10 protein-coding genes are annotated in these 15,517 nt (G+C 39.3%); 8 read left to right on the top strand and 2 right to left on the bottom strand.

Going from position 1 to position 15,517, the window contains the following annotated elements; all coding sequences use genetic code 11:
- Window positions 1-66 precede the first annotated feature (66 nt).
- The 5 genes from FRZ67_RS21930 to FRZ67_RS21950 all read left to right on the top strand — a co-directional run bounded on the left by FRZ67_RS21930 (window position 67) and on the right by FRZ67_RS21950 (window position 6,593).
- Window positions 67-3,543 (top strand): glycosyl hydrolase, encoded by a 3,477-nt coding sequence (locus tag FRZ67_RS21930; protein WP_225975437.1) that lies wholly within the window; start codon window positions 67-69, stop codon window positions 3,541-3,543.
- 186 nt (window positions 3,544-3,729) lie between these two features.
- Window positions 3,730-4,596 (top strand): alpha/beta hydrolase, encoded by an 867-nt coding sequence (locus FRZ67_RS21935; protein ID WP_147192705.1) that lies wholly within the window; start codon window positions 3,730-3,732, stop codon window positions 4,594-4,596.
- Window positions 4,597-4,790: 194 nt separating this feature from the next.
- The gene (locus FRZ67_RS21940; RefSeq protein ID WP_147192706.1) at window positions 4,791-5,087 is read left to right on the top strand and encodes a Dabb family protein; all 297 of its coding nucleotides are present in this window, start codon (window positions 4,791-4,793) and stop codon (window positions 5,085-5,087) included.
- A gap of 44 nt (window positions 5,088-5,131) precedes the next feature.
- Entirely contained in the window at window positions 5,132-6,016 is an 885-nt protein-coding gene (locus FRZ67_RS21945; RefSeq protein WP_147192707.1) for a sugar phosphate isomerase/epimerase family protein, read from the top strand.
- Window positions 6,017-6,209: 193 nt separating this feature from the next.
- Window positions 6,210-6,593 (top strand): hypothetical protein, encoded by a 384-nt coding sequence (locus FRZ67_RS21950; protein WP_147192708.1) that lies wholly within the window; start codon window positions 6,210-6,212, stop codon window positions 6,591-6,593.
- Between the two features lie 55 nt (window positions 6,594-6,648).
- Here the strand turns inward: FRZ67_RS21950 and FRZ67_RS21955 are convergent, their stop codons facing one another.
- A complete protein-coding gene (locus tag FRZ67_RS21955; RefSeq protein ID WP_147192709.1) occupies window positions 6,649-6,855 on the bottom strand; it encodes a DUF2158 domain-containing protein in 207 nt (68 codons plus the stop codon).
- 181 nt (window positions 6,856-7,036) lie between these two features.
- Here FRZ67_RS21955 and FRZ67_RS21960 point away from each other — a divergent pair, with 181 nt between their 5' ends.
- Both FRZ67_RS21960 and FRZ67_RS21965 read left to right on the top strand, forming a co-directional pair.
- Entirely contained in the window at window positions 7,037-7,363 is a 327-nt protein-coding gene (locus tag FRZ67_RS21960; RefSeq protein WP_147192710.1) for a hypothetical protein, read from the top strand.
- Window positions 7,364-7,715: 352 nt separating this feature from the next.
- Entirely contained in the window at window positions 7,716-10,691 is a 2,976-nt protein-coding gene (locus FRZ67_RS21965) for a family 78 glycoside hydrolase catalytic domain (protein ID WP_147192711.1), read from the top strand.
- 103 nt (window positions 10,692-10,794) lie between these two features.
- Here the strand turns inward: FRZ67_RS21965 and FRZ67_RS21970 are convergent, their stop codons facing one another.
- Complete coding sequence (locus FRZ67_RS21970; protein WP_147192712.1) at window positions 10,795-12,750, bottom strand: glycoside hydrolase family 127 protein; 1,956 nt, start codon at window positions 12,748-12,750, stop codon at window positions 10,795-10,797.
- Between the two features lie 304 nt (window positions 12,751-13,054).
- Here FRZ67_RS21970 and FRZ67_RS21975 point away from each other — a divergent pair, with 304 nt between their 5' ends.
- A complete protein-coding gene (locus tag FRZ67_RS21975) occupies window positions 13,055-15,445 on the top strand; it encodes an alpha-L-rhamnosidase-related protein (protein ID WP_147192713.1) in 2,391 nt (796 codons plus the stop codon).
- Window positions 15,446-15,517: the final 72 nt, after the last annotated feature.

Raw genomic sequence — 15,517 nt, forward strand, 5'->3', positions numbered from 1 at the left:
ATATTTTAGCAAATGAAAACGATTCGGGAGGCACGAACCATGACAATGGCTTCGCAATGAAGATCAATGAAGGGAACGTATAAGTGTGCGACGCAAGGAACGATGCCACCTGCGCCAAAGATGGCTACCCAAAATTCAACCATGACGGCGCATGATGGTTGTATAATTATCGTGTTCTACATTTATCGCATCAAACTTGTCATGATGAAAAAAATCTTTCTCTTTTCTGCTGCAACACTATTATCAGTTGTTGCTTTTTCTCAAACAAACAGTACTTCTAAAGACAGTGTATATGCGAACTTTAAAACACCACCAAACAGCGCAAAGCCACGTGTGTGGTGGCATTGGATGAATGGCAACATAACTCAATACGGCATTCGCAAAGATCTTGAATGGATGCATCGTGTTGGCATTGGCGGTTTTCAGAATTTTGACGCTGCATTGGCTACACCGCAGATCGTAGAGAAGCGTTTAACATACATGACGCCTGAGTGGAAAGATGCGTTCAGGTTTACTGCAAAGCTTGCAGATTCTTTGCATCTTGAAATGGCAATTGCAGGTTCACCTGGCTGGAGTGAAAGTGGTGGTCCGTGGGTAAAACCGGAAGATGGCATGAAAAAAATTGTATGGACAGAAACACGTGTTGCAGGCGGAACGTCTAACATTAAAATACCTTCGCAAAAAGGTGTTACCGGTCCCATTCAGAATATTCCTATGCAACCGGGTTTTGGCGAAACTGTTGATGCTTCAAAACTTTCTTTATTTTATAAAGACATTGCAGTTGTTGCTTACAAATTACCGGAAACAGACAAATCATTAAGTGAATTAAATGCCGTGGTTACATCAAGCGGTGGGAATTTTATATTACAACAATTAACAGATGGGGATCTTGGTACCACTAATCTTTTACCAAGAGATACAGTTGCCGGTTTTGGTTGGATACAATTTGCTTTTCAACAACCGCAAACCATTAAAGCAATAACAATGGTAGGCGGCGGTAATCCCGGTGTTTTTGGAATGGGTGCTGATGCGAAAGATAGCCGCAAACTTGAAGCAAGTGACGATGGTGTTAACTATAAACTTATTTGTATCATACCGCCAGGTGCAGTATTAGAACAAACAATTACCATACCTCCAACCACTGCAAAATATTTTCGCGTTACGGTAAAAAATCCTCCAATGGCTACTAACCCGGGCGCAGCCTTTGGTTTTGGCGGACCTGTAAAAGATATTGGTGGTACTGAAATAGCAGAAATTGTTTTGCATACTGCAGATCGCATAAACATGATAGAAGAGAAAGATGCATTTGCTCCTGTTGGTGATTTGGATAAAAAAACAACTACAAGTGCAAATGATGTTGTTGCTACGAATGATATCATTGATCTTACCAATAAACTGAATACAGATGGAACATTAAACTGGACTGCTCCTGCCGGAGAATGGAATATTGTTCGCTTTGGTTATTCGCTGATGGGCATCACTAATCACCCTGCTTCTCCCGAAGCAACAGGTTTGGAAGTTGATAAATTAGATCCTGTTGCTATCAAAAATTATTTTGAAAATTATCTTGATCAATATAAAGATGCAACTGGTGGTTTGATGGGAAGCAAAGGTGGTTTGCAATATATGATCACAGATAGCTGGGAAGCTGGTGCACAAAACTGGACAGCCAATCTCCCTGCAGAATTTCAGAAACGCAGAGGTTATAGTATTATTCCATGGTTGCCTGTCTTAACAGGGCAAGTAATAAAAAGTGCACAGGCAAGTGAACAGTTCCTGTTTGATTTCAGGCATACACTCAGTGAACTTGTTGCAGGATATCATTACGATGGCTTGACGAAAATTCTTGCAGCGCATGGCATGAAACGTTATTCAGAATCGCATGAAGATGGTCGTGCATTGATTGCGGATGGTATGGAAGTGAAAAGATCAGCTGCTATACCTATGTCTGCACTGTGGACACCCAATGCTTTTATAAATGGAAACGATCAAACAAAACATACTGTTGATATCCGTGAGTCTGCATCTGTTGCACATATCTACGGACAAAATCTTGTAGCCGCTGAAAGCCTTACTGCGCTTGGTATTGGAGGTACAGCATGGTCTTATTACCCTGAAAACTTAAAACCAAGTGTGGACCTTGAATTGGCAAGTGGCTTGAACAGGTTTGTGATTCACTGCTCCCCGCATCAACCGGTAGATGATAAAATTCCGGGGCTTGGTCTTGGGCCATTCGGGCAGTGGTACACACGTCATGAAACATGGGCTGAGCAGGCAGTAGCATGGAATGCTTATTTATCACGCAGCAGCTACATGTTACAACAAGGGAAATTTGTTGCAGATATTGTTTACTATTATGGAGAAGACAATAACATAACTTCTTTATTTGGTAAGAAGCCTCCCGTTATTCCTGAAGGATATAATTACGATTACATCAACGCAGATGCACTCATCAATGTGTTAACATTTAAAGATGATAAACTCACTACACCAAGTGGTATGAGTTACCGTGTACTGGTGCTTGATAGCAACGCAACAAAAATGTCGTTGCCTGTACTGCGTAAAATAAGTGCATTGGTAAAAGCAGGTGCAACTGTTGCAGGCGTTAAACCAATATCAACACCAAGCCTGGCAGATGACCAAAATGAATTCAATAAACTCGTTAATGAAATATGGTCTTCATTCAATGCAAAAGTTACTGAAGGAAAATCTTTGAGTGATGTGCTGAATGTACCACCTGATTTTACTTATACAAAACCACAGAACAATACAAAGTTGTTATACGTTCACCGCAAAACAAATGACCGTGATATTTATTGGATAAACAGCAGAACCAGTGATGTACAGGATCTCGAAGCAACATTCCGTGTTGATGGAAAAGTGCCTGAGTTATGGTTTGCAGAAACAGGAAAAACAGAACCACTTTCTTACAGTATTGCAAATGGTGTTACAAAAGTTAAACTGCACATGGAACCAAACGATGCATTCTTCATCGTGTTCAAAGACAAAGCAACAAAAGCTTCTGTTGAGTTACCTGCTCTTAAAGTAAAAGAGCTTGCAACAATAAGCAGCGAATGGAATATTGATTTTCAAAAGAACCGCGGTGCGCCTGCTTCTGTTAAAGTAAATGATCTCACTTCATGGTCTGATAATACTGATGCTGGTATAAAATATTTTTCTGGTACCGGCACTTATACAAAAACAATTACTGCATCTGCAGATTGGTTTAAAAAAGATGTTGAACTGTGGTTGAACCTTGGCGATGTAAAGAATCTTGCAGAAGTAATTGTGAACGGTAAATCATTGGGCATTCTCTGGAAAAAACCTTTCCGTGTTAATATCACCAGTGCATTGAAGCCCGGCGCAAACACTGTGGTGGTAAAGGTTACCAACCTTTGGGTAAACCGCCTGATCGGCGATGCACAGCCAAATGTTACCAATAAAATTACTTACACAACCATGCCTTTCTACCAGGCAAATTCAAAATTGCAGTCATCAGGTTTGTTGGGTCCGGTGCAGATAATATCTGTTGACAGAAAGTAATTAGTATTCAAAAGTCCCTCTCCTTTGGAAAGGGATTTAGGGAGAGGTCTTTGTGAGCCGTGCTTTAGAATAAGCGTGAAACTTTCGTTGCGTCGCACACTTGTACGTTTTGTTCTTTGCCAAACAACGAACAACTATTAAAGTGTGCGACGCAATGTTTATATTTATATTATTTAAAATGAATTCATGAAAAAGCTACTATCAGTCTTATTTATATTTATTGCATTTTATTCAAATGCACAAACAGTAATTCCATTATACAATGGTGCAGCACCCGGTTCTGAAAACTGGAACTGGGATGAGACACAGATCAAAGCTGATATCGGCACTATTATATCGGATGTTTCGCATCCTTCCATAACAGCCTACGTGCCTGCAAATCCAAATGGCACAGCCGTGATCATTGCGCCAGGTGGTGCGTTTCATGTGCTTGCTTTTGATCTCGAAGGAACTGAAGTGGCAAAACGTTTAAATGCAAAAGGCATTATTGCTTTTGTTTTAAAATATCGCGTGGTGCATAATGATCCTGCGCATCCTGAGAACAGTATTGGCGCATTAATGTCAAGCGGAAATTTTAAAAAGCTCGATTCACTCAATGCACCTGTTGTGCCACTAGCCATGCAGGATGGGTTGACTGCAGTAAAATATGTACGTGAGCATGCAGCCGAATATAAAATTGATCCAAATAAAATTGGCTTTATGGGTTTCTCTGCCGGTGGAACTGTAACCATGTCTGTCGTGTACAGCGCCACAGATGAAAGCCGCCCGAATTTTGTTGCGCCCATTTATGCGTATGAAAAAGCTATCATTGGCTCAATAGTGCCATCTGCAAAAACGCCCATTTTTATTACTGCCGCAAGCGATGATGATCTTGGTCTTGCAACACACAGTGTTCATATTTATTTAAAATGGCTTGAAGCAAAACAGCCTGCGGAACTGCACATGTATGAACAAGGCAAACATGGTTTTGGTACAAAGAAGCAAGGCCTTCCTGTTGATGCATGGATGGACAGGTTTGCAGACTGGCTTGCGATGCATAATTTGATAAAATAATAAAAAGAATATTGTGTACCCGGCTGCAGTGTATGCATTAAACTTTCGTTGCGTCGCACACTTCTACGCTTTGTACTTTGCTCAACAATGAACCGGAACCTAAAGTGTGCGACGCAACAGGTGCTCCAGAGTATTACTACAGTTGGGCTCAAAAAAATATTTACTTTATCAGATTCAGAACAAGAAAAATAAACATGATTAAGCATAGCGTTATTTTCAAACTGAAGTATCCCGAAGATTCTGTTGAAGCGCAAAATTTTTTTAAGTCAGCAAAAGAACTGGCGTCTATTTCCGGCGTTCAAAATTTTGAAAGCCTGCGGCAAACAAGTAAGAAAAATAATTACGATTTTGGATTCTCTATGGAGTTTACAAATAGAATTTTATATGAAGAGTACAATAAACATCCGCTGCATGTAAATTTTATACAGGAATACTGGCTACCTTGTGTTGCAGAATTTATGGAAACTGATTATGAGCCAATGGATGCATAAATATTTCCAAAGCAAAAGCATATAAAACCTAAAATAAAAAGAAAATGAAAAAAGCGATCTTGCCTGTATTATTACTTAACCTCTTTTTTGCTGCCTGTAACAGTGGCCAACAATCCAGTGCAACCTCAGATTCAACTGCAACAACTGCCTCAACTGTTGATCCTTCGAAAGACTGGAAATTTGGTGTGGCGTTATGGACATTTCATGATGTGGACTTCCCGCCGGCATTGGATAAGGTTGACAGTGTTGGTTTAAAATATATTGAGCCCAACACTTTTACAAGAGCCGGTGCTGAATTAAAAGATTCTATTATTATGTCGCTATCTCCTGCGGGAATAGAAAAACTGAAAGCGTTGATTGCGCAGAAAGGGTTAACGTGCGAATCAATTTACATAGCTGGTGACACCACTTTAAAATCATGGGTAAAACAATTCGATATTGCGAAACAATTTGGCGTACAATTCGTAACTACCGAGCCGCCATTGAATATGTGGAACCAGGTTGATAGTCTTGCGGGTGCTTACGGAATTAAAGTAGCAATACATGAGCATTGGAATGGCTTTAGTCATTATTGGGATACTGATACAACATTGATGGCAATAAAAGATCATCCAAACTTTTATGTATGTGCAGATCTTGGGCACTGGCCCAAGAGCGGAGTAGATCCGTTGGATGCTGTTAAGAAATTAAGCGGTCATATTATTGCGGTACATTTTAAAGATATTGCTGCATACAATGACCCAAAATTGAAAGATGTGGTTACAGGAACAGGTGTGGTAAAATTTCCTGAAATATTTGCTGAACTGAAGAGGCAAAATTTTAACGGGCATATTTATATAGAAAGAGATTCGATAGAACCGGCAGGCAATGTAGCTTCTGTAATGCAGGAAATAAAATATTATAACGACCAGGTAAGTAAGCTAAAGTAACAGTAAATATTATTAAAGAATAATGCGTGCACAGGTCTTTTGATCTGTGCATTTTTTTTACCATTCAATGATATCCTAAACCACTTATAAAACAATTTTATTTCAGTGCTTACTATTACACATATTTGTATTCCAGCCTTCACCACTTTTCCCAGATCTTAACCGGTTTATTTATTGCTAAAAAAGAAATTTTATGAGAAAGTCATTTCTGCTGACCGGTACTTTAATGCTTATGATATGGGTTAGTATCTCCTGTTATCATTATGATGACCACAATATCAGTATAAGTGTAAGTGAAACAAAAAGCACTTATAAAATGTCTGCACATTTCAACAGGAGTAAAACAAAAGAGGTGCATGAATACATGGATAAGAAACTTGGTTATCCAAATAACGTCTCTTTTGTAAACAGTGAAATAGATGCTACACTTACATTGCAGGACGCAACAACATTTTATATAAGATCATACCCCGGGGAATTGGAAATAAAACTTGACAAAGAAAAAAATTCTTATGAAGCATATGAAAGAGTAAAGAAAATGTGTGAAGGAATAAAATCTGTGGTAGCAGGTAAATAAGAAATATTCATTAGCTGAAATAATTAGTCATCCTTTCTGCTTTGCCCTTTACGATTTATTTGGCGGCTTCAACCATTTTTAAAATATCTTCTACAAATACTGCCTGTTGTGCTTTTTTGCCGTCGCTCCAAATACATTCATACCTGTCTATAATGGCGATGTTCCCATTAGAAGTATGAGATTCAGCATGACCTTTCACGGTCATTAGGGGGCTGCCGGTTTTTAAGACTACTTTATCGCCTGCTTTAAATTTGTTTGCCATTACAGATGGTTTATGCGCACAAGGTATTACTAATAAAATAATGGAGCGATTTATTTATTCTGTGCCGTTGCAAACTGCTTTAAATGTTGCCGGGTATTAACTGGTATTTTAACGGAATTTTTTATATCCTCTTTATGTAAAATGGCATGCATTTGCGTCTAATAAGTATAAAACGCTTACTATGGAAAGGAACTCTACACAACAGGAAATATTACTGATGACAGGCTCAGGTTTTTTTCAGCAACAATGCTTTGAAAAGAATGAACAGGACAACAGTAAAAATTTATCCCAGGAAGAAAAGATTGAAGAAGCATGCTGGAACGGTTTGCTCCACGAATTACTTCCCGATGTAATAAATAAAGATGCAGATGGCAAAGCACTAATGCTTTGGCAGGTTACGCCGTGCAAATCTTTCCTGGAGATTGAACTGTGTGAAACGCCGGCTGCAAGCGACAGGTATTACTCAATCGATCCATATACTTTTCTGCGCGAAAGTTTCAACAATTAATTCCTATATATTGCCTCTTATAAAAAGCCCGCTTTTAATAAAGCGGTTTTTCTTTTTTGTGTATCAAACTTTTTATAAGCATTAAACTTTCGTTGCGTCGCACTCTTGTACGCTTTGTTCATTAATGATCTGAACGATGCAGAGTGCGACGCAACGAAAGCTTAATAGAAATTTTAAAGCCGGGTTCATAAAGCCATTGAATCCAAACTTAATGCACATCTTTACCACGCTATCATTTTGAAGTCTCCATTTACGGAGATTTATACGGTTTACAGGACAGTGCAGGACGGTTGCTCAGGTTTATGGTGTATTTTAGAACGCTTATATTAGTGTTTCAATAACCCAACTTGCCATGAAGAAAGCAATTGTATTAACAGCAATTCTACAGTTATTTGTTCTTGTAAATTTTGCACAATTAAAAGTGCAATATCTGCTAACGGAAAATCTTACCAATCCCATTGGTCTTGATGTAACACAACCTCGTTTTAGCTGGCAACTGGTTGCCGGTGCAAGAAGAAATGTAATGCAATCGGCTTATGAGATCATGGTGTCTTCACCCAAAGGAAATGTTTGGAAGAGTGGCAAAGTAATGAGCGATTCTTCTGTGCATGTAATGTATAAAGGTGTGCCTCTGCAAAGCGGCACAAAATATACATGGGAAGTTCGTGTGTGGGATAACAGCGGAAGCAAGCCTTCAGCATGGAGTGAGCCCGCATTTTTTCAGACAGCATTATTAAATGTTGCTGACTGGAAAGCAAAATGGATTGCACCAGGTTATGTAGAAGATTCTGTAATGCGGCCAAGTCCATATTTCAGGAAGGAATTTGCTACAAAGAAAAAAATAAGTGCTGCTGTTGCGTACATCACTGCTCATGGCATGTATGAAGCGCAGATAAATGGCGTTCGTGTCGGTGATGCATATTTAACGCCGGGCTGGACTTCTTATAAAAAGCGTTTGCAGTATCAAACCTATGATGTTTCGAATCTATTAAAGAACGGAAGCAATGCAATTGGCGTAACACTTGGCAGCGGCTGGTATCGTGGCATTATTGGGTTTACGAATAGCATTAATGTTTATGGAAAAGATATTGCATTATTAATGCAGCTTGAAATAACCTATTCAGATGGCTCTAAAGAAATAATTGTTTCAGATGATTCGTGGAAATCATCAACCGGTGCTATCCGTTATGCAGAAATATATAACGGAGAAACTATTGATGCACGCATGGAAAAGAAAGGCTGGAGCAATCCCGGTTATGACGATAAAGACTGGGATGATGTAAAAGTTATGGATTATTCAATGAATGTGTTGCTTGCAGAATATAATGAACCTGTAAAAATGCATGAAACATTCAAGCCTGTAAAAATATTTACCACACCAAGAGGAGAGAAGGTGATAGACTTCGGGCAGAACCTTGTTGGTTGGGTAGTGGTAAAAGTAAAAGGCAATGCAGGAGATAAGATAACACTTTCACATGCCGAAGTACTAGATAAAGAAGGTAATGTTTATCTCGATAATCTCCGTGAAGCAAAAGCACAGGACACTTATATTTTAAAAGGTGGTGAAGAAGAAACATTTCATCCGCATTTTACCTGGCAGGGTTTTCGTTATTGCAAAGTAGAAGATTACCCCGGAGAAATTACTGCAGATAATTTTGAAGCGGTTACGTTGTATTCCGATATGACACCAACAGGCACCTTCACTTCTTCTAATGCACTTATTAATCAACTGCAACATAATATTCAATGGGGCCAAAGAGGAAACTTTCTTGATGTGCCAACTGATTGTCCCCAAAGAGATGAAAGACTTGGCTGGACCGGTGATGCGCAGGCATTTTCAAGAACAGCCTCTTTTAATTTCCGTGTAAATAACTTCTTTACAAAATGGTTGAAAGACCTTGAAGCAGATCAGCAAAATGGTGTGGTGCCTTTTGTAATTCCAAATGTATTAGGAGCAGCAATTAGCAGCGCAGGCTGGGCAGATGTTGCCACCATTGCTCCATGGAATATGTATTTGGCTTATGGCGATAAAAGAATTTTAGAAAACCAATACAGCAGCATGAAAGCTTATGTGGAAAGCATTCGCAAGATCGCAAAGAATGATCTCTGGAATACGGGCTTTCATTTTGGCGATTGGTTATTCTATCGTCCCGAAGATGACAATGATGGCCGTGCTGCAGTTACCGATAAATATTTAATTGCGCAATGTTTCTATGCAAACTCAACTCAGTTGTTGATCAACGCTGCAAAAGTATTGGGCAACACCAAAGATGTTGATGAGTATACGAATCTTTTGCAGCATATAAAAGATGCATTCAATAAAGAATATGTTACAGAAAGTGGAAGACTCGTTTCAAGTACGCAAACTGCTTATGTGCTTGCACTCAACTTTGATATGCTGCCTGAAAACCAACGCCGGCAGGCTGCGCAGCGTTTGGCTGATAATGTAAAAAGTTATGGTAATCACCTTACAACGGGTTTTCTTGGCACGCCATATCTCTGTCATGTGTTAACGCGTTTTGGGTTTACAGATGTTGCTTATAAATTGTTATTGCAGGATACTTATCCTTCATGGTTGTATCCTGTAAAGATGGGTGCCACAACGATCTGGGAAAGATGGGACGGCGAAAAACCTGACAGTACTTTTCAAACACCGGGTATGAATTCATTCAACCACTATGCGTATGGTGCTATCGGCGATTGGATGTATCGCAAGATGGTTGGTCTTGATACATACGAAGATGGTGTTGGTTATAAGCACATAAAAATTCAACCACATATCGGGGGAGATTTTACAAATGCATCGGCTTCTCTTAAAACTTATTATGGAACTGTTAGCAGCGGATGGAAAATTAATGCTGATAAAATTTTAATGGATGTTACTATTCCTGCAAACACAACTGCAACAATTTATTTACCTGCTTCAACTGCAGGTTCAGTAATGGAAAGTGGCAAGGCATTGAGTACAGATATCAGGGTAAATGGTGTTGAAGATGGTTATGTTGTAATAAATGTTGGTTCCGGTAAATATCATTTTGAAGTGCCAAAAATTACAACACTTGCAAGCAGTATAAACGTTGACGACTACATTGGAAAATATAAAACGGGTGGCGGCATGGTTGATATGATTGAGATCGTTGCAGAGAATGGAAAGCTGATTGCAAAAGTAAGAACCAACAGCGGCGAACTTCAGCCGGTAAAAGATGCGAAAGATAAATTTACCAGTGCGGATGGTTCTACTGTTACATTTACAAGAGATGCAACTAGCAAAGTTGTAAAAATAAAAATGGATGCACTGGGTATGACGTTCGAAGGTGTGAAGCAATAATTTTATTTACCCAACTGCATTACTGCTATTATGCTTACTTGCGTCGCACGCTTGTGCTGCAGAAATAAAGTTCAACACAAGTGTTACTTCACAAACTTTCAGGTCAATTGATTTTTATGGCAGTTACTTTTGTGGGTAACCATACCTGCATGGCATTATTGCCGCGGTTTGCCCATGTGTAATAAGGAATTGCTTTAATGGTTGTTGTTTGAGTATTTACGGAATTGCCATCAGCGGCGGCAACAATCACAGATGCCTTTGCTTCCAGTGCAACTATCTTTTCAGTCAATACATTAGAATTTACTATGATAAATGTAGAGCTTTGTGGCAGCAACAAATTCCATACACCTTCATTATTATCTTTCATTTCTACGCAGTAAACAAGTGGTCCACGTTGTAATGCGATCCTGTTTGCATCAGCGGTAACTTCTGACCTGGCAACAATCTTTCTTACCTGCATTGGCAACAGCATGGTAACAACATCGCCTTTTTTCCATTCCCGGTCAATTACAGCATAGCCAAGTTCTGTATTGTAAGTAGCAGGTTTCCCATTTACAAGAATTGTTACTGAATCATTGTAATGATCAGTGTATCCATACAGATCCCCGGGCACCGGCGTATTTACCGCCCAACCTGGAATGCGTATATGTAATGCATATTGCATTTTCTTATCAGGTTGCGCAGTAATATTTATATTACCATCCCAGGGATAATTTGTTTCCATGCGTATGCCAACATTTCCCTTTTTTAATGCAATATTTGTGTTGCTGCCTACAAAAAGATTCACCCAGATATCTTTTTCATTATTCGCGTAAATATAATTACCGAGAGAAGCGATCAATCGTGCAATATTAGCCGGACAACACGCTGTGCCAAACCACTCACGCCTGCTATTCTGCCCATTTGAAGCAAGTGGGTTACCATAAAAGAAATGATCGCCACTAATAGAAATGCCATCAAGTGCACCATTGTATAAACTTCTTTCAAGCACATCCATGTATTTGCTTTCGCCTGTCAATGCGTTCATGCGCTGGTTCCAGAAAACCATGCCTACGGATGCACAGGTTTCGCAATAAGCATATTCATTCGGAAGATCATAATCTTTACTAAAACCTTCATTACCGCCCGATGAACCAATACCGCCGGTGATGTACATGTTCCGGCCTACAACATCATTCCATACATTTTTCATCGCATTCATATAGCTGGTGTCGCCGGTTTGTGCGGCTACATCGGCAGCACCGGTATAGAGATACATTGCCCTTACGGCGTGCCCTGTTATCTCTGTTTGCTGACTTACCGGCAACACATCCTGTGCATAAGCAGTGTCTTTCCAGTCGGTCCATGTATAACCATGCGCATAGCCATGCCCACGTTCTTCAAGTAACCAATGCGATAGGTTTAAATATTTTTTATTACCCGTTACACGATACAATTTCACAAGTGCCAGTTCGAGTTCTTCGTGACCGGTAACCCAATGCCTTTTACCGGGACCAAAAACAGAATCAAAATAATCAGCCCATTTAATACATATATCTAAAAATTTTCTTTTGCCGGTTGCATTGTAATAGGCAACTGCAGCTTCAATCATATGACCGGCATTATAATCTTCATGCATACTCATGTCCGTCCATCGCAGGCTAAGATCATTCAAAGTAAAATAGGTATTCAGGTAGCCATCCGGTAATTGTGCCGCAGCAATTTTATCTATCCATTCATCTGCTTTTGCTTCCAGCGCAGAATCATGATCATTGGCTATTGAATAAGACATTGCTTCCAGTGCCTTGAATACATCGCTGTCATCATAAAAAATCCCTTCATGTTTCTCGCCTTTCTTTCTTGCCACTTTTTCAAAATTTCTAAGGCGTGGCGTAGCCACTTCCGTTTGGTAAATGCATGCATTAAGTGTAGTAGTTGCTACGAGATCCATTTTAGGCTTCCAAAAATGATCTGTAATATTTACTCTTGAAAAAACAACAGGATCAAAATGCTGAATGCTTTGTGCGTTTGCTGCATCAATACATATTATTGATGCAAGAATAGTGATGGCAGATCTCATTGAAAAGAATTTAAAGCGTACTTGTAAAAATAGTTGATGTGTGTTTAATTTATTCAAATGTTTTTTTGAGCCAGGCAATTGAATAACAATTGGGCTGTTGTTGCGTCGCACACTTGTACGCAGGAAAATATTTCAGCAATAATAAGTTTACATGTTTCCACTATTTGTATTTGAATTACTCGTAAACTTGTTATGCAATGTATTTGCCGAACAACGCTATAGTGTACAAGTGTGCGACGCAACAAAAGTCTGGTAGTTGCTGTAAAGTTGGGGTCATAAATATTTCTTTTAAAATCTTCTTGCTATGAATAAAAAAATAAAATGCTTTTTACTTGGCTTTGTTTTTTTTAGCAATCTGGTTGCACAACAAATAGATCCATCTATTTTGCATGAACAGTGGAAAGCCAGGTGGATCGCGGTCCCCGGCGAACCATCAAAAGAATATGGGGTGTATTTATTCAGAAAGAATATTGATGTTACCGGCAAACCATCTTCTTTTGTAGTGCATGTCTCCGGCGATAACAGGTATAAATTATTTGTAAATGGAAATCTTGTTTCGCTTGGTCCGGCACGCAGCGACCTGTATTACTGGAATTTTGAAACTGTTGATATTGCTGCATATTTGACTACCGGAAAAAATACATTGGCTGCAATTGTCTGGAATGATGGCGATGAAAGACCGGAAGGACAGATATCAAACCGTACTGGTTTTGTTATGCAGGGAGACACGCAAAATGAATCTGCAGTAAATACAAACGATTCATGGAAATGTATGCGTGATGTGGCTTATAAGCCGTTAACAGGTGTTGGCTATTATACTTATTATGTTGCAGGTCCGGGTGAGTTGGTTGATATGAAACAATCCGTGCAGGGCTGGATGAAAAATGATTTTGATGATAGTCAATGGTTGAAAGCATCGCAGAACTGGTCCGGAGCTTCACCAAAAGGCATTGGTGATATTAATGGTTGGATGATGGTGCCATCTCCATTGCCGCAAATGGAAAGAACAACACAACGGTTGAAAGCGTTAAGAAAAGCAACAGGAATAAATGCACCGGGAGGTTTTCCTGCGACAAAAACTTCTTTCACTATTCCTGCAAATACAAATGCAATATTGTTGCTGGATCAATCTTATTTAACCAATGCATATGTAACATTGCAATTCTCAAAAGGCAAAGATGCAGCAATAACATTGAAATATGCAGAAGCTTTGTTTGAGAAAGATCCTACAGGCAGAGGCATGCAACCTAAAGGAAACCGTGATGTGGTAGAAGGAAAATATTTTGTTGGCAGAAGAGACAGCATTATTTCAAGTGGAGAAGATAAACAAGACTTTACTACTTTATCGTACAGAACATTTCGTTACATACAATTAACTGTTCAAACAAAAGATGAACCGTTAACCTTGGATGATCTTTATGGAACATTCACGGGGTATCCATTTAAACTGAATGCAAAATTTTCTGCAGATGATAATGATACACTAAATAAAATTTTGGAAATAGGCTGGCGCACTGCAAGATCATGTGCTATGGAAACATACATGGATTGCCCTTATTATGAACAGTTGCAATATATTGGCGACAGCCGCATACAGGCGCTTGTAACATTGTACAACAGTGGTGATGATCGTTTGGTGCGCAATGCCATCAATCAAATGGATCATTCACGCATTGCAGAAGGAATAACGTTGAGCCGACATCCATCTTTTTCTCCGCAACAGATCCCAACATTTTCTTTGTGGTATATTGGCATGTTGCATGATTACTGGATGTATCGTGGCGACAGCAATTTTATAAAGGACAAATTGCAGGGTGTAAGAAATGTGTTGTGGTTTTACAGCAAATATCAGCAGACAGATGGAGCATTAAAAGGCGTGCCTTACTGGATGTTCACCGATTGGGTTGATGACCGCAAAGGCTGGAGCGGTGGCACGGCACCTTATAGTAAAGACGGAAGCTCTGCTGTGCTTGATCTTCAATTGCTGTGGGCATTACAGGTTGCCGCAGATATGGAGAAACATTTAGGTTCTGCAGAATATGCAGCCACTTATACAAATAAAGCAATGCAATTACAGAAAACGATTCGTGCAAAATATTGGGATGCATCCAAAGGTTTTTTTGCAGATACAGATGATAAAGATATTTACTCACAACATGCAAATGCGTTGGCAATTCTTACCAACACGATTGAAGGCAGCGACGCAACTGCATTGGCAAAGAAAATACAGACAGATAATTTGTTGGCACCAGCATCTATTTATTTCAAATATTATTTGCACATGGCTTATACCAAAGCGGGCCTTGGAAATGATTATTTGAAATGGCTTGATATATGGCGGGACAATATTAAGATGGGCATGACCACTTGGGCAGAGATTTCAAACATAAGTGAAACACGTTCTGATTGTCATGCATGGGGTGCAAGTCCAAATATAGAATTTTACAGAACTATTCTCGGTATTGATTCCGATGCACCAGGTTTTAGTAAAATAAAAATTGAACCACATCTTGGCGATTTGAAAAATGCAGAAGGTTCTGTTCCGCATCCAAACGGAACAATTGTTACCAGTTATAAAATGGATGGAGGTAAATGGAATATTGAAATTACTTTACCTGCAAATACTTCCGGAAGATTTGTATGGAAAGGAAAACCATATCCATTGAAAGTTGGCAGTAATAAATTTTTGTTGTAATATTTTTATTTGACGGGCTGAAGAGCTGCAATGTTGCTTCTGTTGTGTCACTCACTTGTACGTTCAATTCAT

Source organism: Panacibacter ginsenosidivorans (assembly GCF_007971225.1).
GTDB classification, from domain to species: Bacteria; Bacteroidota; Bacteroidia; order Chitinophagales; family Chitinophagaceae; genus Panacibacter; species Panacibacter ginsenosidivorans.

What these genes read in the sequence shown, in the direction of transcription:
- FRZ67_RS21960 (WP_147192710.1), top strand. Translation starts at nt 7,037, where the DNA reads ATGGAAAGGAACTCTACACAACAGGAAATATTACTGATGACAGGCTCA.
- FRZ67_RS21940 (WP_147192706.1), top strand. Translation starts at nt 4,791, where the DNA reads ATGATTAAGCATAGCGTTATTTTCAAACTGAAGTATCCCGAAGATTCT.
- FRZ67_RS21935 (WP_147192705.1), top strand. Translation starts at nt 3,730, where the DNA reads ATGAAAAAGCTACTATCAGTCTTATTTATATTTATTGCATTTTATTCA.
- FRZ67_RS21965 (WP_147192711.1), top strand. Translation starts at nt 7,716, where the DNA reads ATGAAGAAAGCAATTGTATTAACAGCAATTCTACAGTTATTTGTTCTT.
- FRZ67_RS21970 (WP_147192712.1), bottom strand. Translation starts at nt 12,750, where the DNA reads ATGAGATCTGCCATCACTATTCTTGCATCAATAATATGTATTGATGCA.
- FRZ67_RS21930 (WP_225975437.1), top strand. Translation starts at nt 67, where the DNA reads ATGAAGGGAACGTATAAGTGTGCGACGCAAGGAACGATGCCACCTGCG.
- FRZ67_RS21945 (WP_147192707.1), top strand. Translation starts at nt 5,132, where the DNA reads ATGAAAAAAGCGATCTTGCCTGTATTATTACTTAACCTCTTTTTTGCT.
- FRZ67_RS21950 (WP_147192708.1), top strand. Translation starts at nt 6,210, where the DNA reads ATGAGAAAGTCATTTCTGCTGACCGGTACTTTAATGCTTATGATATGG.
- FRZ67_RS21975 (WP_147192713.1), top strand. Translation starts at nt 13,055, where the DNA reads ATGAATAAAAAAATAAAATGCTTTTTACTTGGCTTTGTTTTTTTTAGC.
- FRZ67_RS21955 (WP_147192709.1), bottom strand. Translation starts at nt 6,855, where the DNA reads ATGGCAAACAAATTTAAAGCAGGCGATAAAGTAGTCTTAAAAACCGGC.